24 protein-coding genes are annotated in these 24,813 nt (G+C 48.9%); 6 read left to right on the top strand and 18 right to left on the bottom strand.

Annotated features, from left to right (window positions below):
• Positions 1-216: 216 nt before the first annotated feature.
• Positions 217-927: a WecB/TagA/CpsF family glycosyltransferase gene (locus tag FKZ59_RS07955; protein WP_141602243.1), complete on the bottom strand. Its 711-nt coding sequence runs from the start codon at positions 925-927 to the stop codon at positions 217-219.
• A 583-nt stretch (positions 928-1,510) separates the two neighbouring features.
• Here FKZ59_RS07955 and FKZ59_RS07950 point away from each other — a divergent pair.
• Entirely contained in the window at positions 1,511-2,032 is a 522-nt protein-coding gene (locus FKZ59_RS07950) for a hypothetical protein (protein WP_141602220.1), read from the top strand.
• 223 nt (positions 2,033-2,255) lie between these two features.
• On the opposite strand, the gene FKZ59_RS07945 is transcribed toward FKZ59_RS07950, so the two are convergent.
• From FKZ59_RS07945 to FKZ59_RS07930, 4 genes are all read right to left on the bottom strand, one after another.
• Positions 2,256-3,527 carry a nucleotide sugar dehydrogenase gene (locus FKZ59_RS07945; RefSeq protein WP_141602219.1) on the bottom strand — a complete coding sequence of 424 codons (1,272 nt, stop codon included), beginning with the start codon at positions 3,525-3,527 and terminating at the stop codon, positions 2,256-2,258.
• A gap of 304 nt (positions 3,528-3,831) precedes the next feature.
• Positions 3,832-4,215: a hypothetical protein gene (locus tag FKZ59_RS07940; RefSeq protein WP_141602218.1), complete on the bottom strand. Its 384-nt coding sequence runs from the start codon at positions 4,213-4,215 to the stop codon at positions 3,832-3,834.
• A gap of 286 nt (positions 4,216-4,501) precedes the next feature.
• Positions 4,502-5,023, bottom strand: coding sequence for a hypothetical protein (locus FKZ59_RS07935; RefSeq protein ID WP_246045849.1), 522 nt, complete (start codon positions 5,021-5,023; stop codon positions 4,502-4,504).
• Between the two features lie 35 nt (positions 5,024-5,058).
• The gene (locus tag FKZ59_RS07930; protein ID WP_141602216.1) at positions 5,059-5,298 is read right to left on the bottom strand and encodes a hypothetical protein; all 240 of its coding nucleotides are present in this window, start codon (positions 5,296-5,298) and stop codon (positions 5,059-5,061) included.
• On the opposite strand from FKZ59_RS07930, the gene FKZ59_RS07925 reads away from it, so the two are divergent.
• Positions 5,278-5,901, top strand: coding sequence for a hypothetical protein (locus tag FKZ59_RS07925; RefSeq protein WP_141602215.1), 624 nt, complete (start codon positions 5,278-5,280; stop codon positions 5,899-5,901). The genes FKZ59_RS07930 and FKZ59_RS07925 overlap by 21 nt on opposite strands.
• 468 nt (positions 5,902-6,369) lie before the next feature.
• Here FKZ59_RS07925 and FKZ59_RS07920 read toward each other — a convergent pair whose 3' ends face one another.
• Positions 6,370-6,831, bottom strand: a complete 462-nt coding sequence (locus FKZ59_RS07920; protein ID WP_141602214.1) for an IDEAL domain-containing protein — start codon at positions 6,829-6,831, stop codon at positions 6,370-6,372.
• 992 nt (positions 6,832-7,823) lie between these two features.
• On the opposite strand from FKZ59_RS07920, the gene FKZ59_RS07915 reads away from it, so the two are divergent.
• Positions 7,824-9,380 (top strand): SWIM zinc finger family protein, encoded by a 1,557-nt coding sequence (locus tag FKZ59_RS07915; RefSeq protein ID WP_141602213.1) that lies wholly within the window; start codon positions 7,824-7,826, stop codon positions 9,378-9,380.
• A 664-nt stretch (positions 9,381-10,044) separates the two neighbouring features.
• Positions 10,045-13,044, top strand: a complete 3,000-nt coding sequence (locus FKZ59_RS07910; RefSeq protein WP_246045847.1) for a DEAD/DEAH box helicase — start codon at positions 10,045-10,047, stop codon at positions 13,042-13,044.
• Between the two features lie 695 nt (positions 13,045-13,739).
• Here the strand turns inward: FKZ59_RS07910 and FKZ59_RS14725 are convergent.
• Together FKZ59_RS14725 and FKZ59_RS07905 are read right to left on the bottom strand one after the other, a co-directional pair.
• The gene (locus FKZ59_RS14725) at positions 13,740-13,916 is read right to left on the bottom strand and encodes a hypothetical protein (protein WP_170200282.1); all 177 of its coding nucleotides are present in this window, start codon (positions 13,914-13,916) and stop codon (positions 13,740-13,742) included.
• A gap of 308 nt (positions 13,917-14,224) precedes the next feature.
• Positions 14,225-14,614, bottom strand: a complete 390-nt coding sequence (locus tag FKZ59_RS07905; RefSeq protein WP_141602212.1) for a single-stranded DNA-binding protein — start codon at positions 14,612-14,614, stop codon at positions 14,225-14,227.
• A gap of 412 nt (positions 14,615-15,026) precedes the next feature.
• On the opposite strand from FKZ59_RS07905, the gene FKZ59_RS07900 reads away from it, so the two are divergent.
• On the top strand, positions 15,027-15,443 hold the full coding sequence (locus tag FKZ59_RS07900) for a YwpF family protein (protein WP_141602211.1): 417 nt from the start codon (positions 15,027-15,029) through the stop codon (positions 15,441-15,443).
• Between the two features lie 2,017 nt (positions 15,444-17,460).
• Here the strand turns inward: FKZ59_RS07900 and FKZ59_RS07890 are convergent.
• From FKZ59_RS07890 to fabZ, 3 genes are all read right to left on the bottom strand, one after another.
• Positions 17,461-17,817 carry a hypothetical protein gene (locus FKZ59_RS07890; protein WP_141602209.1) on the bottom strand — a complete coding sequence of 119 codons (357 nt, stop codon included), beginning with the start codon at positions 17,815-17,817 and terminating at the stop codon, positions 17,461-17,463.
• Positions 17,818-17,955: 138 nt separating this feature from the next.
• Positions 17,956-18,342: a hypothetical protein gene (locus FKZ59_RS07885; protein ID WP_141602208.1), complete on the bottom strand. Its 387-nt coding sequence runs from the start codon at positions 18,340-18,342 to the stop codon at positions 17,956-17,958.
• 164 nt (positions 18,343-18,506) lie between these two features.
• Positions 18,507-18,950, bottom strand: coding sequence for a 3-hydroxyacyl-ACP dehydratase FabZ (gene fabZ / locus FKZ59_RS07880; protein ID WP_141602207.1), 444 nt, complete (start codon positions 18,948-18,950; stop codon positions 18,507-18,509).
• Between the two features lie 519 nt (positions 18,951-19,469).
• Between fabZ and FKZ59_RS07875 the strand changes: the two genes are divergently transcribed.
• The gene (locus tag FKZ59_RS07875) at positions 19,470-19,847 is read left to right on the top strand and encodes a hypothetical protein (RefSeq protein WP_141602206.1); all 378 of its coding nucleotides are present in this window, start codon (positions 19,470-19,472) and stop codon (positions 19,845-19,847) included.
• Positions 19,848-19,990: 143 nt separating this feature from the next.
• Here the strand turns inward: FKZ59_RS07875 and FKZ59_RS15105 are convergent, their stop codons facing one another.
• The 7 genes from FKZ59_RS15105 to FKZ59_RS07845 form a co-directional block, all read right to left on the bottom strand.
• Complete coding sequence (locus FKZ59_RS15105; protein WP_281279201.1) at positions 19,991-20,113, bottom strand: hypothetical protein; 123 nt, start codon at positions 20,111-20,113, stop codon at positions 19,991-19,993.
• Positions 20,114-20,326: 213 nt separating this feature from the next.
• Entirely contained in the window at positions 20,327-20,677 is a 351-nt protein-coding gene (locus FKZ59_RS07870) for a DNA-directed RNA polymerase subunit beta (protein WP_246045846.1), read from the bottom strand.
• Positions 20,678-21,068: 391 nt separating this feature from the next.
• A complete protein-coding gene (locus tag FKZ59_RS07865; protein ID WP_141602205.1) occupies positions 21,069-21,911 on the bottom strand; it encodes a flagellar hook-basal body protein in 843 nt (280 codons plus the stop codon).
• 16 nt (positions 21,912-21,927) lie between these two features.
• Complete coding sequence (locus tag FKZ59_RS07860; RefSeq protein ID WP_141602204.1) at positions 21,928-22,746, bottom strand: flagellar hook-basal body protein; 819 nt, start codon at positions 22,744-22,746, stop codon at positions 21,928-21,930.
• A 107-nt stretch (positions 22,747-22,853) separates the two neighbouring features.
• Entirely contained in the window at positions 22,854-23,123 is a 270-nt protein-coding gene (locus FKZ59_RS07855; protein WP_141602203.1) for a hypothetical protein, read from the bottom strand.
• Between the two features lie 49 nt (positions 23,124-23,172).
• The gene (gene mreB / locus FKZ59_RS07850; RefSeq protein WP_141602202.1) at positions 23,173-24,171 is read right to left on the bottom strand and encodes a rod shape-determining protein; all 999 of its coding nucleotides are present in this window, start codon (positions 24,169-24,171) and stop codon (positions 23,173-23,175) included.
• Between the two features lie 283 nt (positions 24,172-24,454).
• Positions 24,455-24,715, bottom strand: coding sequence for a sporulation transcriptional regulator SpoIIID (locus FKZ59_RS07845; RefSeq protein WP_141602201.1), 261 nt, complete (start codon positions 24,713-24,715; stop codon positions 24,455-24,457).
• Between the last annotated feature and the right edge of the window lie 98 nt (positions 24,716-24,813).

The raw sequence follows: 24,813 nt of genomic DNA, 5'->3' as shown, positions 1-24,813 counted from the left end.
GCCCAATTTCGTTCGGAGGCCTTTCTTCCTCCGCCATGGAACGGGTTTATTTATTGCGAAGAACTTCCAACAAAAATTTTAGCAACGCACAAGGGCCGTTTCTTTCGGAGGCCTTCCTTCCACGCCATGGATTAGGTTTATTTATTGCGAAGAACTTCGGCGCGCACATGGCCCAATTTCGTTCGGAGGCCTTTCTTCCTCCGCCATGGAACGGGTTTATTTATTGCGAAGAACTTCCAACAAAAACTTCGGCAGCGCCATTTGCCGTTTGATCCGCTTCGGCTCCAGCATCAACCGGTAGAACCATTCGAGGCCGATTTTTTGGAAAAATTCCGGCGCCCGTTTGACGTTGCCGGCAAGCACGTCGAAAGAGCCCCCTACCCCCTGGTAGATGATCGGGTATAGGCGGTCCCGGTTGGCGTTGATCCAGTTTTCCTGTTTCGGACTGCCCATCGCGACAAAGAGGATGTCCGGCTTCGCTTCATTGATCGCGGCGACGACCTTTTCGTTATCTTTTTCATAACCGTGCTGCACGCCCGCGATTTGGATGCCCGGGTACAGTTCTTTCAATTTTTCCGCTGCCGTCGCGGCGACTCCCGGTTTCGCTCCATATAAAAAGACGCGTTTTTGGCGTTTGGCCGCTTCTTCGCAGATGCGCATCATCAGGTCGATGCCTGTGACCCTTTCGATGATGTTCCCTTTTTGCAATTTGGAAGCGAGGATGACCCCGATGCCGTCCGGGATTTGGAATTCCGCTTCGTTAAGGAGTTTTTTAAGAGCCGGATCGTCTTTCGCTTTCATGATCTTTTCCGGATTGATCGCCACAATGAGCGATTTTTCCTTTTTCTCGATGCGGTCAAAGATTTGTTGGATCAGTTCGTCGTATGTTTCGGTATTGACTTGTATCCCCAATACGGTTTCTTTCATATTCCCTTCATCCATTCGTTTGTAGTTTTCACCGCTTTCCATCATACCAAAAAATCCGGCATTGTACAGATAAAAAAAGATGATAAAAACATGACAGTTTTTATCATCTTTGGAATGGGGATGGTGTGAATTTTGTTGTGGATGGTAATAGTATGGGCGGGGGGGCGGGGTTTTATACGCGGGAGGGGATTTTTTATTTGCCCGGGATGGGGGGTATGTGCCCAAAGTAAGAGCCTATCTGCCCAAGAGAAACCACCAAGTGCCCAAGCAGGCACTCCATCCGCCCGAGCTAAATTCTCAAGTGCCCAAGATGAATCCCCATCCGCCCAAGTTGGAATCGTATCTGCCCGAGAAAAATCTCCAAGCGCCCAAGCCATATCCTCTTATGCCCGAGTTGACTCTCTAAGTGCCCAAGGTGAATACTTATATGCCCAAGGTAAGATCATATTTGCCCAAGAGAAACCTCCAAGTGCTCAAGCAGGCACTCCATCCGCCCGAGCGAAATTCTCAAGTAACCAAGATAAATCTCCATCCGCCTTAGTTGAGGACTCATCTGCCCGAGTTGACTTTTTATGCGCTCATGATGAATACTTATGCGCCCAAGGTAAAATTCTATCGCCCAAGGTATGACCCTATCTGCCTGAATGATTTTCTATTTACCCAAGATTTATATTTATCCGCCCAAGATAAATCCACATTTGCCCAAGCTGAAATCGTATCTGCCCAAGCTGAAATCGTATCTGCCCAAGCTGACCTTCTATATGCCCAAGATTTATATTTATCCGCCCAAGATAAATCCACATTTGCCCAAGTTGAAATCATATCTGCCCAAGCTGACCTTCTATATGCCCAAGATGAATGTTTATGTACCCATGATGGGTTCTTTTCTGCCCGAGATGGTTGCTTATGCGCCCAAAGTGAGAGCTTATGTGCCCGAGTTGATGTTCCATGTGCCCATGATGGGTTCTTTTCTGCCCAAGTTGATGTTCTATGTGCCCGAGGTGGGTTCTTTTCTGCCCGAGATGGTTGCTTATGCGCCCAAAGTGAGAGCTTATGTGCCCGAGTTGATGTTCTATGTGCCCGAGGTGGGTTCTTTTCTGCCTGAGATGGGGGTTTATGTGCCCATGATAGCTTCTTTTCTGCCCGAGTTGATTTTTTATATGCCCAAGATTGAATCTCATCCGCCCAAGTTGACTTTCTATATGCCCAAGATGAATCCCCATCCACCAAACTTGACTTTCTGTGCGCTTCCGCCAAACCGCATCCAGCCGCGGAATTCCCTTCCTATAAAAAAGCGACAGGGCGCACGATGCCCTGTCGCTTCCTTATTATTTATTTTTGGAGTCGCCGAGGAGGTGGAATTGGAATCCGGCTTCTTTCCATTTTTCCCGGTCCAGGCAGTTTTTCGTGTCGAAGACGATTTTATTTTTCGGCGTGATAGACAATGGGTTGTATTGTTTGAATTCGTTATGGTCCGTCAAGACGAGCAGGATGTCTGCATCGTTGACCGCTTCTTCAAAGTTTTGGGTTTGTGTCGGATGTTTGTTTTCTTTGATATGCGGGTCAAAGGATACGACTTCGAGGCCCAATTTTTGAAGTTCGTGAATCACTTCAACGGATGGGCTTTCGCGCATGTCGTCGACGTTTCCTTTGAAGGCGAGGCCAAGCACGGCCACTTTGCCGCCCGCGATTTTATTTTCATTCAAGATTTTTTGCGTTTTTTGCGCTGTGTACAGCGGCATGCTGTCGTTGATCGTCCGCGCCAGATGGATCATTTGGGCTTTTTCGCCGCCGAGTTCCACCAAGAACCATGGGTCCACCGCGATGCAGTGGCCGCCGACGCCTGGTCCCGGGAAGTGGATGTTTACGCGCGGATGGAAGTTGGCGTAATGGATCGCTTCCCAAATGTTCACGTCGAGGTCTTCCGCTAGTCTTGCCAATTCGTTCGCGAACGCGATGTTGACGTCACGGTATGTATTTTCCATGACTTTGACAAGTTCCGCTGTTGTGGCATCCGTGAGATGGATTGGCCCTTTTACGAATAATTGATAAAGTTCTTTCGTCATTTCGGCGGATTGTCTGTTGATGCCGCCGATGATGCGTCCGTTGTTGATTAATTCTTCAAAGATGCGGCCAGGGATGACCCGTTCCGGCGAGTGGGCAACGAAGAGTTCTGTGCCAATGTCCAAGCCGGATTTCACGAGCTCCGGAATCATGACGCGTTCCACTGTTTTCGGCGGCACGGTTGATTCCAGGATGACCAGGTTGCCTTTCCGCAAGTATGGCACGATGGATTTGGTTGCTTCGCGAACATATTCGAGGTTCGCCGTTTTGTCCGGGTTGATCGGCGAAGGCACCGCGATGATGAACACGTCCGCTTCCTGCGGTGTTGTGGAAGCCGTCAAGAATCCTTCGTCCACCGCTTTGTTGAGCCGTTCTTGAAGACCCGGTTCTTCAATATGTAGCTTTTTCTCCTGAATGCTCCGGACGGCATTCGGGTTGATGTCGACGCCGTGCACTTTTACTCCGTGGTTTGCGAAAGTGACCGCTGTTGGTAATCCGATGTAACCGAGTCCGATTACACACATTGTTTTTGTCATGTTAATCGTTACTTCCTTTCAATCGTTACAGAAACGGGTGGCGGAGCGTGAGGTGGGTGATTATGGCAAGATGGGTGTTTGGTGTGGATCCGATTTTCCTTTTTGTCGGGCGCAAAGTCCTCTTCGGCCCATGGATGCATGGATGGCGCCTTGGGGTTTGGGCACCGTGACCGGTCGGGCTTTGCGCGCCCCGTCCTCCACCACTCGTTTTGTTTAGGTTTATTGGTTAGGATGTATTCTGTTTAAATTAATCATACGTGTTTTAGTATACATCTTTCGACATAAACTGTGAATTATTTTCACATTATCTTCCGTTTTTGTTTGGTGGGGTGGGATTGGGGGATGGGGTGGTGGTTTGGGCGGATGGGGTTTTCTTTTGGGCGGATGGAGTTTTTTCTTGGGCACCTAGAGACTTCACTTGGGCGGATAAGGATTTTTCTTGGGCAGATGAAGTATCCGCTTGGGCGCTTGGAGTTTTCTCTTGGGCGGATGAGGTGGCCGCTTGGGTACTTGAGGGAAGCTCTTGGGCGGATGGAGTATCTACTTGGACATTTGGGGGATTCTTTTGGGTGGTTAAAACCTCAGCTTGGGCATTTACGGTTACAACTCGTGCATTCATCTTCTCCTCCCGGGCAATTCCAGAACCAACTTGGGCATTTAGTATCTCACGCTCCCATAGTTCCTCCATTTGATCAGGCACCCCCTCCTCCTCCCCTCAACAAAAAAAGAGCGTGTTCAATAATCGACACGCTCTCGTCTCCTTTCCTTCATTTCGATGATAATCGGATTCCAGTCGTTGAATGGCCGATTCTTCCACCGTCTCCTTCCTTTCATTGCAATGATAATTCGTATTTGCAGCGGCTGGTGTTGCCGATGCGGGATTTGCTGTTGGCTTTCAGGATTCGCTTGGCTTCGTAGCGGTTCCGCAAGCGCAGGTAGTGCATGGCTTCTTTTGGGGAAATATATTTGTCAATTTACATATAGTAGTCTTTCAGGGCTTTGACGTGGGCCTGCATGTGGCGCTTCTTACATTTTTCGCAGAACCATGTGCGTTTGAGCCGTTTCATCGGGATGGCGCCGCAATGCGGGCATTCGACGCCCCTTTGGATGTCGGCCGGGTCGATGCCGTAATACCGGGATAACGGGAACTGGTTCCAGGAAGGGGCTGCATTGTGTTGGAGAACAAGGTCGGCCACTTGTTTGGAAGGGATGATGTCTTTTTTCGGCAATGACCAGATGTGGTTGATAACGGCCCGTCCCAGGAGAAGCGGGTATTTGGACGGAGGCGTTTTAATGATGGCATTGGTGAACGGCAGCGAGATGGCCCCATGGATCGGGACTTTCAGTTGATGTTGTTCAAAAAATTTCGAGAGGCCGAACAGGTATTGGTCGAGTTGGGATTCGGGGCTGCGGTAGGCGATTTTATTTTCTTCTTTTATACAGATTAATTGCGGAGGATTGTTGTTGAAGATCAGTTCTCCTGTAAGGTTTTTCACTTCCAAAATCAGGCACCAGCCGGGTGAAATGACCATTACGTCGATTTGATGTTGAAGATGGATTGAAGGTTGACGTTGTGCAGAATGAAGGTGTTTTTGGGCAGTTGGCTTTCGGTCAGGATGGTGAGGAGCTGCTTTTCGCCGATTTCTCCGGCTTCCTGCAACGAGAGTTCCTCTTCGATTTTGAGCGCTTTTTCGTGGCGCGGGTTCAGCCGTTTGTTTAGGGATTCCAGGGCGATTTTGTAGTGGGTTGTTTGGAATTCTTTCAGCAGCAACCGGTACCACTCCTTTTTTTAGAATATTTCGGATTAAAGGAGAATTATTTGTTTTTTTGTAGGATAGCAGATTTTGCCGTGTTTTGGAAGGGTTTGGAAGGAAATTTGAATTTTGGGGCGGTTTTTGGGGGCAAATTTAGAATTTGCGGGGTTTTTTGGCGGGATTATTCAAATTGGGTCAAGGGTTGGCAGGAATTTTGGGCGGATGGAGATTTTTCTTGTACACTTAGAAATTTCACTTGGGCAGATGGGGATTTATCTCGGGCAGATGAAGGGTCTGCTTGGGCTCTTGAGGTTTTCCCTTGGGCGGATGGGATCTTGGCTTGGGCATATAAGTATTCAGCTTGGGCACTTAGATTATCATCTTGGGCAGATATAGTTCTAGCTTGGGCGGACAAGGTTCCTCCTTGGGCACTTGGAGATTTCACTTGGGCAGATGGGGATTCAGCTTGGGCACTTAGATTATCATCTTGGGCAGATAGAGATTCATCTTGGGCAGATACAGTTTCTGCTTGGGCACTTTGGGTTTTCCTTGGGCGAATGGGGATTCAGCTTGGGCAGATACAGTTTCTGCTTGGACACTTTGGGTTTTCCTTGGGCTGATAAAGTTTCCGCTTGAGCTCTTGGGGCTTTTCCTTGGGCGGATGGATCCCAACTCGGGCAGATAAAATGTCAACTTGGGCATATAAATGTTTCCCTTGGACAAATCCCCCATCCCGCGCATCCCCCTTCCCGCGCAGATAGCCCCCTCTTCCCCCTTCACCCATAAGCACAAAAAAAAATCGACTTTCCCCCAACTTCGGCGCAAAAGCACTATTTTTGCTGAACGGTCTTTCTTTTTGTCAACTCCCGAATATTTTCCGCTTCCATTGAATAGATTGATTGGGATTAGGTTTACTGGCTTTCCATTCCGGAAATAATGGGAAAAAAAGGAGGTTTTCAATGAAGGAAAGATATTTCACAGTGGAAGATGTGGTGCTTGGAATGGTGGGTGCAGTGATTGCGTTGGGGGTGTTGTTCTGGTTCATTTCGTAAGGAGAGTGCCGGCACCCGGAAAGTACCTGGCACTCTTCATTCCATTTTTTTCTTTTTTTCAACGAGTTCGCGGAATCGTTGTTCGTCCCGGTTGGAAAGGGCTTCGTCGATGAGGCGGTCGAGGTTTTGGACTTCCAATTCGCGGATGAGCCGGGCGATTTCCGAATCTTCTTCATGGGGTGCGAGGTTGAGGTTATCCGCCTTGTTGAATGCTTCCTCCAAAATCGGCGCCAAGTGTTCATGAACGTTCGAAATCAACAGCAGCTGATAAAGCGGCAATCGCAGGAATCGGTTTCCGCGCTGGAACACGAAAATTTCCGATAAGTTTTCGATCTGCATCGTTTTTAAATTTACGATAATTTCCTTTCCTTCAATCGGCACGAAATGGTACACTTCATTATCCTTCACAATGGAGAAATATTGATAGGCAAACACGAGACGCAGCGTATTTCCCGAGACTTTCGAATAAAACGGTTTCATGTATTGGACCTGGATCATACATATCCCTCCTATTTCACTCTAATTTCCACGCCCGCAGCCGATAAAACATCCGTCATCCGAAAACTTTCCTTAGGTTTTTCCCAAAAAGGCGAGGTTTAAACAAAGCGCGGGTTGTATTTTTTTGGAAATGCTTTGTGGCACGAAGCCTTGGCCAAGGCGGATTTTATCGTTTCAGGAACGAATTCTTCGGCAGCCGGACTACCGTTGGCCGCGCCGCTGCTTTCCGCCCTGCGCTTCTCACGTCCTGGTTGCAATCAAAAATTCTGGAATTTCCATTCTATGCGGCTTTTCATTCCGCTTATGCATAAAAGAGATGAAGTTTCATCAAATTGACACCGATAAGTGGTTGTAATGTATCATACGAAATTTGCTTCCCTTATATTCCCCCGTTTTCACCTTAAAATGGCGTTCCTGTATTTCCCAGTCGTCCTCATCGATGTTTGATTAAAAATTACAATTAATGTGAATAAATGGAATAGATGTTGCGGTGGCCTTCGATTTCTTCTCGTTCAATTCCCTTTTTTCATTATTTTATACTTTTTTTTCGAAAAATTCACAATATTTTATCCTTCAATTTAAAAAATGTTAGATTTATTGATATCAAATTGACAAGAATATGCCGTGGCCTCCGCTTTTGGGGATTCGGACAATTCGTGCCGGCATCCGTCGAAGGCCGAAGATTCGCTTGCATCCGCTCGGCGGGATGTATGTTGCGGAGGAGAATTCTGCCCGAATGAAGGGACATCCTTGAAATTGCGATTGCCATCCATTTGCCGGACATCCTGGGAACACGATTTCCATCCGGTTGCCGAAAATTCACGGAAACGCAATTGTCATCTGGTTGATCGGTAAAACACAATCCCCACCCGTCTGGGGAGAAATCTTAAAAAACACTATTTCCATCCACTTCCAGGTCGCGTATTTTCGCTTATCATTCCCGCTTGGCCGCGGTATAATGAAAGGAAAGACTTTTTTAGGAGCGGAATGTGATGACGTTATCAGTTGCAATGGTTGCCCATGAAAAAGAGGATGCGATTCGGGAACAGTTGAAAAGGGTCGGGAAGGAGCTGCATCCTTCCGTGGCGGAAGACGAAGAGATCATCCGGCGGGCGCTGTTTGCCCTACGGAATCAGGCGGTGGTGTTCCATCGGTACTTATCTTTGTTTTCCGTTATGATGGCGACGGTCAGGGACGTGCGGGACGCGGAAGTGACAATTGATTTCCGCAATAACACAATCGATTGCTCATGCCCGCAGGAAGGCTGGTGCCGGCATAAGGTCAGCGCGCTGTTGTCGCTGTATCAACATCTTGATTCGGTGCAGGACTGGGTGCGGCAATGGCGTTCGAAAAAATCTGCGGACCTTCAGTCGCTGGCGGCTGTGCGCACTCCCGGGAATTGGCTGAAAATGGTGGATGAAGTGCTCGCCTACTATTTGGAAGAGGATGAGGAAATTCCAGGGTTCCTTTATGAAACGATCGCGGAAAATGCGCTGGAAAAGCTTCGGAAACATCTGCCTTTTGAGCGGGAATGGCAGCCGGTTTACCGGTTGTTTATGGAGCTGGCGATTACTTATCAAATTTCTTTGCGGGTCTCCCAGGCGACGGCCGTGGATGCCCATCTGTTCCAGGCCTTTTTGCAAAACCGGTTCCACTCCTTCCAAAACACCGTCCATGAAATTCCCGCCTCATCCCGGCTTTTCGCAACGGATCCGTTTTTCGACCGGATGCAGGTGATGCTCCGGGAAATGCTGTTTGAACATGACGGATTTTTCAGCCGGAAAATGAATGTGTATTTGCTGTTCTGGGACAGCGTGTTTACGGAGAAACGGCGGGCGCTGGAAGAGCTGGTACATTTGCAGGAGCGGCAGGGGATGAAGTTTCCGGAAGTCTTGAACGTGTTTTATATTATTTTAAAAAATTACGCCGCGCTGGAAGAAAATATGCGCCAAATCAACCCGGAACATGTGGACATTTATTTGGGGCTGGTGAAGTTCGCGTTCTCGAAGCGCAACGGGCAGGCGGCGGAAATCATCCTGCGGAGGATTCTTCCTTATTTGAAAAAGTTTATCCAGAGCGTGAACCGGATTCACCGCTCCAGCATGATTTATTCGATTTCTTCGCTATATGAAAATATCACCCTGTCAGAAGAGGAAGAGATTTTATTATACTCCGCTTTTGGCAAAGACGGGGTCGCCCAATATTCGAAGCATTTGCTGGCGCACAAGCGGTACGAAGAATGGGTGGCGCTGCATCAAATGTACCCTACATCCATCGGGCATTTGGAATATTGCGGGTTGAAGCAGGTTGCGGAAGAAGCGCCGGCCCTGGTCCTCCCGCTTTATCATTTTTACGCGATGGAGGAAATCCGGCAGAAGTCGCGGATGAATTACAAGGAGGCGGTGCGCATTTGGAAGAAGATGAAAGCCGCCGCGAAAAAGGCCGGCAAGATGCGTTTTTGGGAAGAGTATATCGGGGCGGTGCGCGAGCAGAACAAGCGGCTGCGCGCCTTGCAGGAAGAATTGGAGAAAGGGAATTTGTTCGGGTGAGGTGGCGCCCGGGAATGGGCGATCCGGGGCATCGCGGGCTGAATGGTGTGCCCAAGATAATATCCTATCCGCTAAAGTTTGTATTTTATCTGCCCGAGTTGTTATTCTATGTGCCCCAAGAGAAATGCTTATATGCCCAAGATAGGATTCTATCTGCCCGAGTTGGATCCTTATGTGCTCAAGTTGGGATTCTATCTGCCCAAGTTCATTTTCTATACACCCAAGATAAACCCTTATATGCCCAAGATTGATGTTTATATGCCCAAATTAAGATCTCATCTGCCCAAGTTGAATCTCTATCTGCACAAAATGGAACTTCATCCGCCTAAGATTTGTTTTTATCTGCCCAAGATGTGTATTTATCTGCCCAAGAGAAAATCGTATCTGCCCGAAAGGAATCCCTATCCGCCCAAAACGAATACTTATCTGCCCAAGCTAAGGATTTATCTGCCCAAGAAAGCATAGTATTCGCTCGAGAGAATCTTTTATCTGCCCAAAAGAGAATCGTATCTGCCCGAGAAAATTTTCTATCTACACAAAACGAATGCATATATGCCCAAGCTGAGCTTCAATCCAACCAAGTTAAAATCGTATTCGCACAAGCGTAGCTGTCCATGCCAATCAGGAATTTTACGAATGACTGCTAGAAAGGAATTTTATTTCTATGAAACAGGTGCAAGTGAAGAAGGATTTGAATACTTCTCCTTTTGCGACGGTATATCAATTGTCAATAGAACAGCTGAAGACGGGGGTGTATCGGCTCCGGGCTTCCGAAAATGGAAGAAGGGTTTCCGGGGAGACGTTCAAGTCGGTTTTCTTTTTCCGCTATGAGCCGAATTTTTACGGACTGCATGCGGTTGTCGACGGGGATGCCCTCGTGGTGACGGCGGCGGAGCTGGTGGAATGTTTGTCGCCGAAGTATCGTCATCCGTTTGCGCAGTTTGAAGGGGCGACGAAAGAGGATGAGGCCTTGCTCGAGTGCGCGAAGGCCGTGGCGCCGTTGTGGAGCTCCCCTGCTTTGTGGAATCATGTGAAAGTGGCCGGGGATGAGCTGGGGGCTTCTTTGAAGGTGACATTGGACGCCTCCCCTGCTCAAGCGGGCGATACGGAGTCGGCCAAAGTTGAATTAGGCGAGGCTTTGGACGCCCAGGCGGATGCCCTCCCCGCTCTGGAGGACGATGCGCAGTTGACCGAGGATGGACTTGGGGATGCTTTGGACTTGCGCCTGGATGGCTTCCCTGTTCCAGCAGCCCAAACGGATTGGGCCAAGGAGGAGCCGCGCCCTTCTTTGAACGTTCATCTGGAAACGGCCTCCCTCTCCCGCGCGGAAGAATTGCTAACAACCGCCATTCAACAAAAATTTGAAACGTGCGGCCTGGAGGTTTCCGACGCGCCTTCCCTCCTGCCGTTCTTCCAAGAAGGCGGCTGGCCGCTTGAGCCGGATCGCTCCATCGGTCCGTTGAAAGTGGCCCTCCGCCTGAACGAACCGGAAGAAGCTTCCGGCGAATGGGTGCTCGAGACGGTGATTTTATCCTCCCATTCCGCCAAACATTGGACGCCGGCCGTCCGGAAGCGGCACCATCCGATCCGAGATGCGCTTCCCGACAAATGGAAGGAATATGCCGATGAAATTGCCCGGCAGCAAAAGCAGATGCTGCAGCTTTTGGGATTGGACGTTTTCTCCGATGAAGCCTTTTTGCATGTGTCCTTGACCGATGCCGAGGTGCGCACCCTTCTCCGCGACCGTTTCGCCAAAGCGGCCGCGCTCAGGTTTGAAGTGATTCTGCCGGGCTGGCTGAAAGATTTGAAGAAAGCGAAGATGCGCGTCCGCGTCAGTGCCCGGAGCGCTTCGTACAAATCCGTCGCCGGGCTGGATGATATTTTGTCCTTCCGGTGGGAGCTGTCCATCGGCGGCGAGCGGATCAGCCCCGAAGCCTTCCGGAAAATCGTCGAGGAGAAGCGGGAATTTATCCGCATCGGGAATGAATGGTTCCGCCTCGACAACGATTGGATGGCGAAAGTGCGCGAACTGATGGACAAAGCGGAAAGGGAAAACTGGACCGTGAAGGAATTGGTGTTCCGGGAAGTGCCGGAAGAGCTGATGGAACAGGAATTGGATGAAGAAGACGACCGGGACGACCCGCTTTTTGCCTTCGAAATGCAGCGTTCATTAAAAACTTATGTGCATCAGCTGCTCGAAAAGCGGGGGCTTCCTCCGGTGAAAGTGCCGGAGTCCTTGAACGCGACGCTGCGGCCTTATCAGAAGCAGGGATTTGATTGGCTCGTGTTTATGCGGTCTCAGCGGTTCGGCGCCATTTTGGCCGATGATATGGGGCTCGGAAAAACGGTGCAGCTGATCGGCTACGTGCTGCATGTGTATGAGGCGCGGCGGGAGAAAAAGCCGACGCTCGTGGTGTGCCCGACTTCCGTTCTGGGGAATTGGCAGAAGGAATTGGAGCGTTTCGCCCCGGGACTGAAAGTGTATACCCACTACGGTTCCGGCCGCTTGAAGGGGGATGCCTTCCATCAGTTTTTGGAAGAGGAAGCGCCCCATGTGGTGTTGTCGACGTACGGCACAATCGCGCAGGATGTGGCGTTTCTGGAGGATGTGGCATGGGCGGTTGTGACGCTGGATGAAGCGCAGAATATCAAAAACATGCAGACGCAGCAGTCGAAGGCGATCCGCCGCCTGCATGGGGACCACCATATCGCGTTGACGGGGACGCCGATCGAAAACCGCTTGGCGGAGCTGTGGGCGATTTTCGATTTTATCCACCGGGGCTATTTGGGCAGTTTCAAGAAGTTCCAGGAAGAGTTTATTGTGCCGATTGAGCGGGATGGTTCGGAACGGCACAAGGAGCGATTGCGGGCGAAAATCCGTCCGTTTTTGCTGCGGCGGACAAAGACGGATCCGGATTTGCAGCTGAATTTGCCGGATAAGCAGGAGACGAAGGAGTTCTGCCCGTTGACGGAGGAGCAGGCCGCGCTGTACGAAGGGTATATCCAGGAAAGTTTGAAGGATTTGGAGAAGCTGCCTCCGTTTGAGCGCAAGGGGCGGATTTTGCAGATGCTGTCGAAGTTGAAGCAGCTGTGCAATCATCCGGCGCTGTATTTGAAGGAGCCTTTCGGGGACGCGCCGGGGATGCTCGAACGTTCGGTGAAGTTGAAGCGGATTGTGGAGCTGACGAAGGAAATCGTGGACGGCGGCGAGCAGTGCCTGATTTTTACCCAGTATATCGGGATGGGCCAGTTGCTGCAGCATTGCTTTTTCGAACTGTACGGCTGGGACGTGCCGTTTTTGACGGGCAGCATGCGGAAGGAGCAGCGGGATGCGCTGGTGGAAGCGTTCCAGGCCGGGGAGTTTCCGGTGTTTTTGCTGTCGCTGAAGGCGGGCGGCACCGGACTGAATTTGACGGCCGCAAGCCACGTGCTGCATGCGGACCGCTGGTGGAACCCGGCGGTGGAAAACCAGGCGACGGACCGGGCGTACCGGATCGGCCAGAAGCGGTTTGTGCAGGTGCATAAGTTTATTACCATCGGGACGATTGAAGAGAAAGTGGACGACATGCTGGAAATGAAGTCCGCGCTGTCGGAGGAATTGATCCAGGCGAGCAACTGGCTCACGGAGCTGGATACGGAGCAGCTGTTGGAGCTGTTGAAGTAGAGGAAGGCGCCGGGATGTGCGGGTATTTTCCGGCAGCCCCGGTTGGTTTCTGGCATGTTCCAGGGGGGTACTTCCTGGCAGCCCCGGTTGGTTTCTGGCATGTTCCAGGGGCGGATACTTCCGGCAGCCTCGGTTGGTTTCTGGCATGTTCCAGGGACGGGTACTTCCGGCAGCCCTGGTTGGATTCTGGCATGTTCCAGGGGCGGGTACTTCCCGGCAGCCCCGGTTGGTTTCTGGCATGTTCCAGGGGCGGGTACTTCCCGGCAGCCCCGGTTGGTTTCTGGCATGTTCCAGGGGCGGGTACTTTCATGGTGCCCGATATCCCTTGGGAGCCTCATATATCCCATGGAGCATGGCGCTCTGGATGTCCAACTCCCCCAGATGACCGGGTCTTCCATAGAATCTTGCATTCCATCCCTTCCGAATCTCCCGCACCGTCCAGGCACCCTCCCCTCTCCAAAATGCAAGGGCAGGATTGAAAGGATCGCTTTCAATCCTGCCCTTTTCGCCAACATAAGGAGGAAGTAATGTGACAAACTTCTTGACGATTTTAAGTCCCGGTTTCCTCGTTATTCGTGTGCAGCCTCATTTGTCGTCTTGCATTTTGCATGCAGCCTCTTCTTTCCTTATTCAATTTCAGCCTTCCATATTCAATTCATGAGCGGAACGATTGCGTTTTTCTCACTGCCGGGCGGTCACAAACCGGCAGTGCCCTTCCCACCTCCTTTTTTCCCTTTTTTGGTCATTCCCCATTCCTTCGCTTCTTCATCAACCAGACCATTCCAAAGCTTATGATTTCCCTTCAATTTCCGCATTGTCCACTTTGCTTCCAACGGATGTCCAACCTTCGATTCCTTCAAAAGCTTGGACATTTCCCTTCAATCAACCTTCTTTTGCTAACACAACCACCTGTTTATCCCGGAATCCTTTGCCAACCTCGTTTTAAGAAAAATCGCCTCATTTCATATTCCTCATACAACCAGACCATTCCAAGCCAAATCCTGAATCAGCAATCCTCAAGACCCATTTGATTCTTGCCATGAACTGTTCTATCCCTCGGAATCCTCTTCAAGCAAAGACCTGATCAACTGTCAACCAAAACTTGAATCCTCCATAACTTCAACTCCGCAATTTGAAACCCTGGCACAACATTTTGCAGCGCCGATTGCCCAATAACGATTCACGTCACCGGCAATCCTTCTTCCGATTCAGGCAGAACAAACTCCTTCTCCGTTCCCGCCTGCTGATTTGGCGGTTTCAGCGAATAAAATCGGACATCATCGGCGATTACTTCCGTCGTAAACACCCTGATATTTTCCTTGTTTACATAGGAGCGTGATTGCAATCGGCCGTTGATTCCGATCAGCGAACCTTTGCCGCAATACTGGACGATGAGCTCCGCCAGTTTCCCCCACGCGGTGCAGGAAACGAAATCGGCGTCCACATCGCCCTGGCTGTTGCGGTAATTGCGATTAACCGCCACGATGAAATTCGCGGCCACCCGTTTTTCTCCAATCTCCCGAAGAACCGGATCCTTCGTTAATCGCCCGACTAGTCCGACATGGTTCATCCATTCACCTCCTTCATCTCCATCATATCGGCACTCTCCTAATTTGACAAAATTGGAAAATTAAAGAATCCCTTTATTTTTCCATAGAAAATTTATTTTTTCACAACGAACGCATATTCGCATAAATCGCCGAATCCCTGATCATCCTTTTATTAATCCTTCTTTTTCGACAATGTCCAAAAATAAAATTTGGCAAATTTTTTATTTATTTCAAATTTGTCTGCTATGTTATACTGATGTAGTAGAAGAGAAACATCGTTTATTTTTTAGAAAAATATGGTGGAAATGCAGAAAACGGCGCTTTGTGCAAATACGCATCGGATTTGGATCAAACACTGTCCATCCGGATATGGAGTTTTCATTCCCGGCGGGCGATATGCCTAATCTTTGTATGCCGAATGGAGGGAAATGAATGAAAACGTTCAAAATGATTTCCTTTCAATTTGAACATGACGGCACGGAAATCCCGTTGATCGACGGCATTACCATCAATCAGGAGAATCAGGAGAAAACTTGGATTTTGGAATTGTTTACGGATAAGCAATATTCAATCCCTTTCCAGCCATATTGGGATTCGCAGGAGCCCTTTGATGTGCAAGTCATCATTTCCTCCCCGGACAACGAGCCGGCCCCTTTTTCGGTGAAAGTGCTGGGGATGGAAGAAATAAATGGACGGGTTTCGATATTGTTGAAGGGCCATTTGCGGACGGTGCGGCTGAAATACGCGGAGCAATTGCTGCAATCCCTCCTCGAGAAAAACTTGACGAAGGAAGAATTGCTGGCAGAGTTCAGAAAGGGCATGCGGGAGCGTCCGGTATTGAGGGGATGAGTGACCGCTTCATACATCTGAGCTTCTGGAGTTCTATGGATGGTTTTAAGGGATGACGTTGGTTACTCCTTGCATCAAAGCCCGTGCGGCATGGGATATTGATTGTTTCATACATTAAAGCTTGTGCTTTTGCAGCACGAGCAGCCATGTTTCGTTTTGAGAGGATGCTGTTGAAACAGGCTGTTTGGCGGGATATCTCGCGGATTCGGCACAAACCCGATTGTGGTTTGTGCTTTTTATTTGATTGGATTTTTTTGGGGAATAAAATTGCGGGACTTTGTACGTATGCAAGTCTACTTTGTTCGGGTCACGTTAAAGTTTGGGCGGATCGCGTTTTCTTTTGGGCTTTTGTAAATGCAGCTAGGGTGGATCATGTTTCCACTCGGGCGCTTATAGCCTTCACTTGGTCGCTTGGATATTCCTTTCGGGCATTTGCAAATTCAGCTTGGGTGGATGAGGTCATCCCTTGGGCACCTGGCTTCCCTTCTTGGGCACTTATGGGCTTTGCTTGAGCGGATGGCTTTTCCTCTCGGGCAGTTACGAATTCGTCTTGGGCAGATCATGACTCAACTCGGGCACTTGGTTCCCCTTCTTGGGCACTTATGGGCTTTGCTTGGGCGGATGGCTTTTCCTCTCGGGCAGTTACGAATTCGTCTTGGGCAGATCATGACTCAACTCGGGCACTTGGCTTCCCTTCTTGGGCACTTATGGGCTTTGCTTGGGCGGATGGCTTTTCCTCTCGGGCAGTTACGAATTCGTCTTGGGCAGATAATGACTCAACTCGGGCACTTGGTTCCCTTCTTGGGCACTTATGGGCTTTGCTTGGGCGGATGGCTTTTCCTCTCGGGCAGTTACGAATTCGTCTTGGGCAGATCATGACTCAACTCGGGCACTTGGTTCCCTTCTTGGGCACTTATGGGCTTTGCTTGGGCAGATAGCGCCCACTCCGCGCATTAACAATTTCAACTTGGGCGGATAGAAAAGTGTCTTGGGCACATACGCATCAAACTTGGGCAGATGAAAAATCAACTTGGGCGGATACAATTCTTACTTGGGCATATAAACATCAATCTTGGGCACATAAAAAGTCAACTTGGGCAGATAGAATGTTATCTCGGGCACATAAGGGTTCCTCTTGGGCAGATAAGAAAATCAATTTGGGCAGATAGAATGTTATCTCGGGCACATAAGGATCCATCTTGGGCATTTAGAATATCATCTTGGGCACATAGAAAATCACCTTGGGCAGATACAATGTTATCTCGGGCACATAATGTTTCATCTCGGGCATTTAGAATATCATCTTGAGCACATAGCTCTCATTCCCCGACTTTTTCAATTTCTTTTTGGCGGATAAAAATCATCGTTTAATCACAACTAAAAAAAGGAGAATTTGAGCCGACTCAAATTCTCCTTTTCCTGAGCAAGGGGGATTTTTAGGGGGTGTGCAATATCTGATGTTTTCCATGCTTTTGGACAAAGCTGCCACTAATCTTTCAGACATTAGGGATGAATATTTTCATCCCCTCAAACTTTCGACAACCGCTTCTTTCACACCGGGGATGCGTGCCTTCCTCCCCGGTTATCCGGAAATGGCCTGATGCGCTTACAACGAGCGCCATTCCTTTCTCGCCAGGGTTGGCCTCACGTCTTCCGCTCCATGGAGATATGCATACCACACTCCCTAAACACCAGGGAGCTTCATAGTCCAATCCAAGGAATATGCCTGTCGCTCTCCCCGGTAACCAAGGGGCTTTTCAATTGGATCCACGGAAACACCTATTCCCTGAGCAACAGGGAGTTTCATGGTCCAATCCAAGGAATATGTTTGTCGCTCCCCGCAGCTACCAGGGAACTTCCCGATTCGATCCAAGAAAACATGCACTCCCTTAAAACAGGGAGCTTCACGGTCCGATCCCCGCGCAAACCGCCTCAGTCCATCTTTCAATACACGCCCAGCGGACTCCATCCAAAGGGACGCCGACGCTCCCCTCAGATGCCTCACGCCGGCGCCGTATTATTCATCTTTTCTATCTGCATCCCGAATATCTTTGCGATCTTCAATTACATCTTCCTGGTTACCGCGTTCATCACCAGTAACCCCTTTATCATCAGGCATTACGTCGTTGTTGCGCAATCCCTGATTTGTTCTATCGTCATTTTCGTTAATGTCATTGTCCACGGCGTCGTTGTCGAGCGCGTCATTCACGCCTTCACGGACATCCCGTGCGCCTTCACGCACCCCTTCGCCTACGTCTTCAATGCCTTCTCTGACGTCATTGCCGACATCGTTGATTGCGTCCTCGGTGTCGTTATCATTACAGCCCACTAACAAAGCGGACCCTAACAATAACGCATAGATGAACGGTTTCACAAAAAATCCCTCCTTTCTTCGCTGTTCGTCACTTCAAGTGACTGTTTTTAATGTGTGCGAAAAAAGAGGGAACTATCCATTGTCGGAATTAGCACTTTTTCTAAATGCAGGAAACCTTTGCATCTGTCTGCATTCTTTCTACTGCTTCAATCGCGCTCTCAGCAAGCGTTCGACATAATCGGCTTCCGCCTTGCAGCCGTACGCATAATTCGTGCCGAGGGCTTTCTGCATTTCTTCGATGGTTTCTACTTGTTGTTTCGACGGTTTTTCGTTCAGCGTTTGGGCGATGGCTTCATCAATTTCTTCGGCGATTTCTTCCTGGAATTGCGGGCTTAATAATACTTCCTGCGGCACATTTTCAAACCATGCCGAATTTTCCATAAAATACTGCTGCCAATAATTTATGAAATCTTCCGCCGCATACTTGTCCTCGTTCCAGCCGATGCTCGCCATATACTGTTCGAATGCCGCCGAAATGGACCGGATGATGCTGATTTTTACCCCGGATGATACCTGTTCTGTCATATTAAAAAACCTCCCACGGATAAAAAAGCCAAAGATGCGCATACTTTTCACTGCAAAGGCATTCGGCCCATCCATGTTTCCCGGGGATTTTCCCAACCATTATCATCAAGGATGCGCCATTCCGGCCATTCTATGCATGAATCAGCCATCCATTCCAAGCAAGATTATTTCAAATTTGGCGCTTCCGGTCCGATGGCGAATAAAATATCCGCTTCCGCCACCAGTTCGCCGTCCACTGTGGCAACGCCGTGGCCTTTCCCCATCGTGCCGCGCAATTTTACGAATTCCACTTCCAATTTCAATTGGTCGCCCGGCACCACCTGGCGTTTAAAGCGCGCATTGTCAATGCCTGTCAAAAAGGCGAGTCTTCCTTTGAACTGCTCGGAGTTCAACAAAGCCACGCCGCCCACTTGCGCCAATGCTTCGACAATCAATACGCCCGGCATCACCGGATAGCCCGGGAAATGGCCGTTGAAAAACGGTTCGTTGATGGAAACGTTTTTAATGCCCACTGCCCGTTTTCCTTCTTCGATTTCCACAATGCGGTCAACCAATAAAAACGGATAACGATGCGGTAAAATTCCTTGAATTTGTTCTGCACTTAACATGACATTTCCTCCCATTTTTGTAAATTAAAATAAACAAAAAATGGCACTTGAAGCGCGCATCTGCATACCATTGAAGCAAGAACTCGACAATATCCATCTTACCACGAATCGCCGATCGATACACTACCATGTTTTCTTCCCGCAAGGCAGGGCTTATGGAGCATTCCCCGCAATTGTACATACCTTGATTAAAAGAAAAAGCATGGATTTTTCAAAAAAACGCTATCCGCCCAAGTGTGGTTCGTATGTGCCCAAAAAGGGATGGTTAGTGCCCAAGTTGGCGTATATCTGCCCAAGGTGATATTCTATCTGCCCGAGATGGATCCATTTGTACCCAAGATAACATTCTATCTGCCCAAGATGAATCCTTATGTGCCCGAAATAACATTCTATCTGCCCGAGATGAATCCTTATGTGCCCGAAATAACATTGTATCTGCCCAAGATGACTTTCTATCTGCCCAAGTTGACTTTCTATGTGCCCAAGTTGATATTCTAAATGCCCAAGAGGAACCCTTATGTGCCCAAGATAACATTCTATCTGCCCAAATTGATTTTCTTATCTGCCCAAGAGGAACCCTTGTGTGCCCGAGATAACATTCTATCTGCCCAAGAAGATTTTCTATCTGCCCGAGATGAATCCTTATGTACCCAAGATAACATTCTATCTGCCCAAATTGATTTTCTATCTGCCCGAGATGAATCCTTATGTGCCCAAGATAACATTCTATCTGCCCAAGTTGACTTTCTATGTGCCCAAGTTGATATTCTAAATGCCCAAGTAAGAATTGTATCTGCCCAAGGTGAAATCATAAATGCCCGAGAGGAAAAGCTATCTGCCCAAGCGAAGATCATATGTGCCCGAGAAGTGAAGCCAAATGCCCAAGTTGACACATGATCTGCCCAAGATGAGATTGCAAAAGCCCGAGAGGAAAAGCCATCTGCCCAAGGGAAGTCCGTATGTGCCCAAGAAGGGGAACCAAGTGCCCAAGGTGACACATGATTCCCCAAGATGAGTTTACATAATCCCGAGAATAAGAGCTATCTGCCCAAGTTCATTTCATATCCACCCAAGTTCATTTCATATCTGCCCAAGTTCATTTCATATCCGCCCAAGTTCATTTCATATCCGCCCAAGTTCATTTCATATCCGCCCAAGTTCATTTCATATCCACCCAAGTTCATTTCATATCTGCCCAAGTTCATATTCTGTAGGTTTATTTGCCCAAGAAACGATTCTATGTGCCCGGGTTGATGTTTTGAAATATCTTATAGAGTCCGCGTCGCCGAGAAAGAAGGCCGGATCTTGAGAGAATCCGTGCCGCTTGCAAATTAAAAACCCCACGCGCAAATGGCCGTGGGGTATAATTCTCTGCTTCACTTTGTCGTCCCATTCATGAGATCAAAAATGTGCTTATATGTGCTCCATTTTAACGCGTCGAAGGCTTTGCCGTCGCCGATGACGCCATAACCGATCATGAGCCCGAATATGGAAGCGAAGATCATCAAGGCAAGCACAATCACAATGCGTTTCCAAATCGGAATCGTTCTTGTGCTGTATCGGCTGTAGGTTTTTAACGTTTGAATCAAGTTCGCCTTTGTTTCGGACGGTTCCTGTCCGTTCGGCTCCTTCTGGCCGTTGTCGTTCTTCTTCATCCATTTCATGATCGGCTTGTCCTTCTCTTGTTTTTCCAACTGCGTCATGCCGCTTTTCAATTCGTTTGCCATCGCCAATCTCCCTACTTACCAAGGTATTTTTTATGTATGAGAGTCCATGTGCTGAAACATTCATTGCCGGATCTGCCGCATCGCCCGTTTGCCGGTCCATGCTGCTCCGGCAATCCCTTTCCGGACGATCCTTCGACATATGTTGAAATGTTTCCTCTTCATCGGCTTTTCAAAGGATGCTAAGGGACTGCTAATGGATTTTATGTATCGGTGAACCTGTTTTATGTATCGACTTTACTCTCTATTTTTAATAAAACGTAGTTTCCTTGGCAAGGGTTGCCGCAATTTTTACGGAATATATGTATAAATCACCGGAATTTTTCATTAACGGATGCCGTTGATGAGCGATATGGCTACAGCTGCAGAAGCATCCAGACTACTTAATTTTTCATTATCGGATGCCGTTGATGAGCCCCAGCATTTGGTCGGAAATGGTGATGGCGCGTGCATTAAATTGATAAGAACGCTGCGCTTGGATCAAGTTCGCCATTTCGTTCGATAAATCCACGTTGGACAGTTCGAGTTTCCCGCTCTCAAGGCCGATATTTTGCCGCGCATACCCGATCAGGTTCGTCAAAATATCGTCCGCATTAAATCCGAGCTGCGCCAGATTTTCCGGAAGATCAATGTATGAACCGGACAATTGCTTCATGACCTGTGGTTTATGGATTTCCGTAATCCCCAGCAAAAAGGATTGCCGCGTGCCGTTGGCGAATGTCACCGTCAATACGCCGTTTTCCCCGAGCGAAAAGCTTTCCACGTCATCGTTGAAGACAATCGGGTTTCCTTCGCTGTCCGCGACAGGATATCCGTCCGCATTGACGAGCATTACCCGTTCATCGTCCACCGGAGAAACGTAGAAATTTCCTTGGCGGGAATAAACGATGTTGAATCCGTTGTTTCCATCGGGCATCAAAATGTTGAAATATTGGCGTTCATTGGTGAAGGCAAAATCCAAATCGCGGTTTGTCGTCTGCAATGCGCCTTGGGCATGGTTTGTCTGGATCTGCGAAATTTTCGCGCCGACCCCGTAGCGGATTCCTTGCGGCGTCAATCTCGTCGCCTGTTCATCCCTGCGCGTGTTGAAATATTCCTGATACAGCATTTCGGAAAAACGCGCTTCTTTGGCTTTGTAGCCCGCCGTGTTGATGTTGGCAATGTTGTTGCTGATGGTGTCGATCTGTTGCTGGATTTGGCTCAATGTATTCGTCGCCGTCAACATGGTCCGCAGCATCTTTCCGCCTCCTCTCCTATACTTTGCCGATTTCGTTTACCGCTTTGTCCATGCTCCGGTCATAGGCCTGGACCACTTTTTGGTTTGCTTCAAAAGCGCGGTAGGCCGTCAACAGTTCCGCCATCGATTGGGCGGCATCCACATTGGAACCTTCCAGATGGCGCTGTTTCAAGCCGAATGTGACATTGGCCCTTCCATAAGCGGACGGCAGCGCTTGGCCGTTCTCCGTGCGGAAGAGTCCGTTGTCTTCCTTCACCAGACGGTTCGCGTTTTGGGCAAAAGCCACGCCGATTCTGGCGATTCGCCGGTTGCCGACATAGACGGAGCCGTCTTCAGTCACCTGGAAGTCTTCGCTTGGAAGCTGGATGCGCGCTCCCGTATCCGACAATACGTAGTATCCGTCGCCCGTGACTAGGTAGCCTTGTCCGTCCAATGTGAAGTTCCCGTTTCTTGTGTAGGCCTCGCCGCCATTTGGATGGGACAGACGGAAAAAGATGCTGCTGCCTGCCGGTAGTTCGCCGTCAATCAGCGCAAAATCCGTATTAAACTCCGTTTCGTAGACAGCCCCCTGATTGAAGTTTGGCATCGTTTCCTGGAGGTAGATGCCGGTGGAGAGGTTGCCGACCGGCCGGATCTGGCCGAGTTTTAATCCTTTTTTCACAGGTACATTCGTATCACCGATGGCAGACATGAGCATTTCAGGGAAGGAACGGATGGATGTCTGCTCCGCTTTGTATCCCGGCGTGTTGGCATTGGCCATGTTGTTGGTGAGAATCTCCGTTTTCCGCTGCTGCGCCAGCATGCCGGATGCTGCCGTATAAATTCCTTTGAACACGTTCTTCCCTCCTTTCAGCCGGTTTTGCAGAACCTTCTCCCTTTTATATCGGAGGAAAGCCGCCGTTTGATTATAGGCCGATTTTCACTTTTCCGGATGAATAATGTTTAACGGCAATGCAAATCACCGCCGGCAAAGACGGGCGGCAACCGGGCGCCCGAATCCGCTGCCGGCGGTTGCATTGCCGATGAATCAGCCATTGGAAAATCCCTCTGCCAGTCATCATCGCCGATTGCCGGCCGTACTTCAGGAAGACGGCCGGACCGGCTCCGGTTTTCTAGTGATAGATTGCAAGGTTCCAGGGCAGATTCGCCTATCTTTTTCCTCCCGGGCTGACCGCAAATCCATCCTTGATGGGACTGATTTCCGCCCGGCATTCAAAGTCTTTGCCCAATGAAACCGCTTAATCAAAATTTTTCATAAAACTTAGAATTTTGATCCCGGTGAATGGTCAATGTTGTCAAGCATGATGCCTGTTCCGATGGCCACGCAGTCCATTGGATTGTCCGCAACAAGCACCGGCACTTTCAATTCCTGCATGAGCAGTTGGTCCATGCCATGAAGCAACGCGCCGCCGCCTGTCAAAATGACTCCACGGTCGATGATGTCCGCAGATAATTCCGGCGGAGTTTTTTCCAATACGTTTTTCGCGGATTGGACAATCAATTGGACAGATTCATGCAAGGCTTTTTCAATTTCGTCCGAACGGATGGTAATGGTGCGAGGGAGGCCCGTTACCATGTCCCGTCCTCGGATTTCCATCGATTCGTCACGGCCGCCAGGGAAAACGGTTCCAATGTTGATTTTGATCGCTTCAGCCGTGCGTTCACCGATTAATAGTTTATATTCCTTTTTAATGTATTGAAGAATATCATTGTCGAACGTATCTCCCGCTACTTTGATAGATTCGCTCGTCACAATATCTCCCATGGACAGCACAGCGATATCTGTCGTACCGCCTCCGATGTCGACTACCATGTTTCCGCTTGGCTGGAAGATGTCCATGCCTGCCCCGATGGCAGCCACTTTCGGTTCTTCCTCCAAGTAAACTTTCTTGCCGCCTGATTTTTCGGCCGCTTCCCGTATCGCTTTCTTTTCGACGCTTGTGATGTTTGTCGGGCAGCAAATCAAAATGCGAGGTTTTGAGAAGAAACCTTTCACGTCAAGTTTGTTTAAAAAGTGTCTTAGCATCGCTTCCGTCAAATCAAAATCCGCAATGACCCCATCTTTAAGTGGACGAATGGCAACGATGTTTCCCGGCGTACGCCCTACCATTTTTCTGGCTTCTTCGCCGACTGCAAGTACTTTGTTTGATTTCTTGTCGATGGCTACCACGGAAGGTTCATTGAGTACAATGCCCTTCCCTTTCACATAAATTAGTACATTAGCAGTTCCTAAGTCGATCCCTATATCCTTTGAAAACATGATAATCTTATTACTCCTTCCGATTTTTTGCGACTCTTTTACTCGTTCTTGGATGTATATTTTTTATCTGTAATATTCTATCATAAGAAAGTCATAAAAAACATCTACTATTCACAGCTTATTTGACGTTTTTCTTGCATTTTCAACATTTTGTTAAAAATTTGCGTTTACCGGATGCTGGAAATTGCTGCAATCCCTTTCTTCCATGCGCGGATTCGCTCGTTCCATCAAAACGAAAAAGCATTCAGCCTGACTTTGCGCCAAAGCCAAACTAAATGCCTTTTCATTGGTTTTTTTTGCGGGACTGCCACTTTCTGCGCGTCGCCTCTCCCCCTCGCAAATGACGAACGGACTTGTGGTACGCCAGTATTTCCCTCACTTCTTTTGCCAGTTCTTCGTTTACCAGTTGCAGCCGTTCCGTTAAGTCTTTGTGCACCGTGCTCTTGGAATATCCGGTCATTTTTGCAAGGACCCGAACCGTCTCGCCCGTCTCCACAAGCAGCTTTCCCAGCCGTACACAACGGTGCCGAATGTGCTCGTGCACGTTCTCTTCCTTTCTATCGGATCTAAGAAGTGCAGTTTTGTCTATAATCAACCATCTGTTCCGCCGTTTTTCTGATACATGTATTTCAATGACGTTTG

Origin of the sequence: Ureibacillus terrenus (genome assembly GCF_006569205.1) — a bacterium.
GTDB lineage: Bacteria > Bacillota > Bacilli > Bacillales_A > Planococcaceae > Ureibacillus > Ureibacillus terrenus.
Note: the sequence above shows the minus strand (reverse complement) of the source record. Positions and strands in the feature narration are given on the sequence as shown.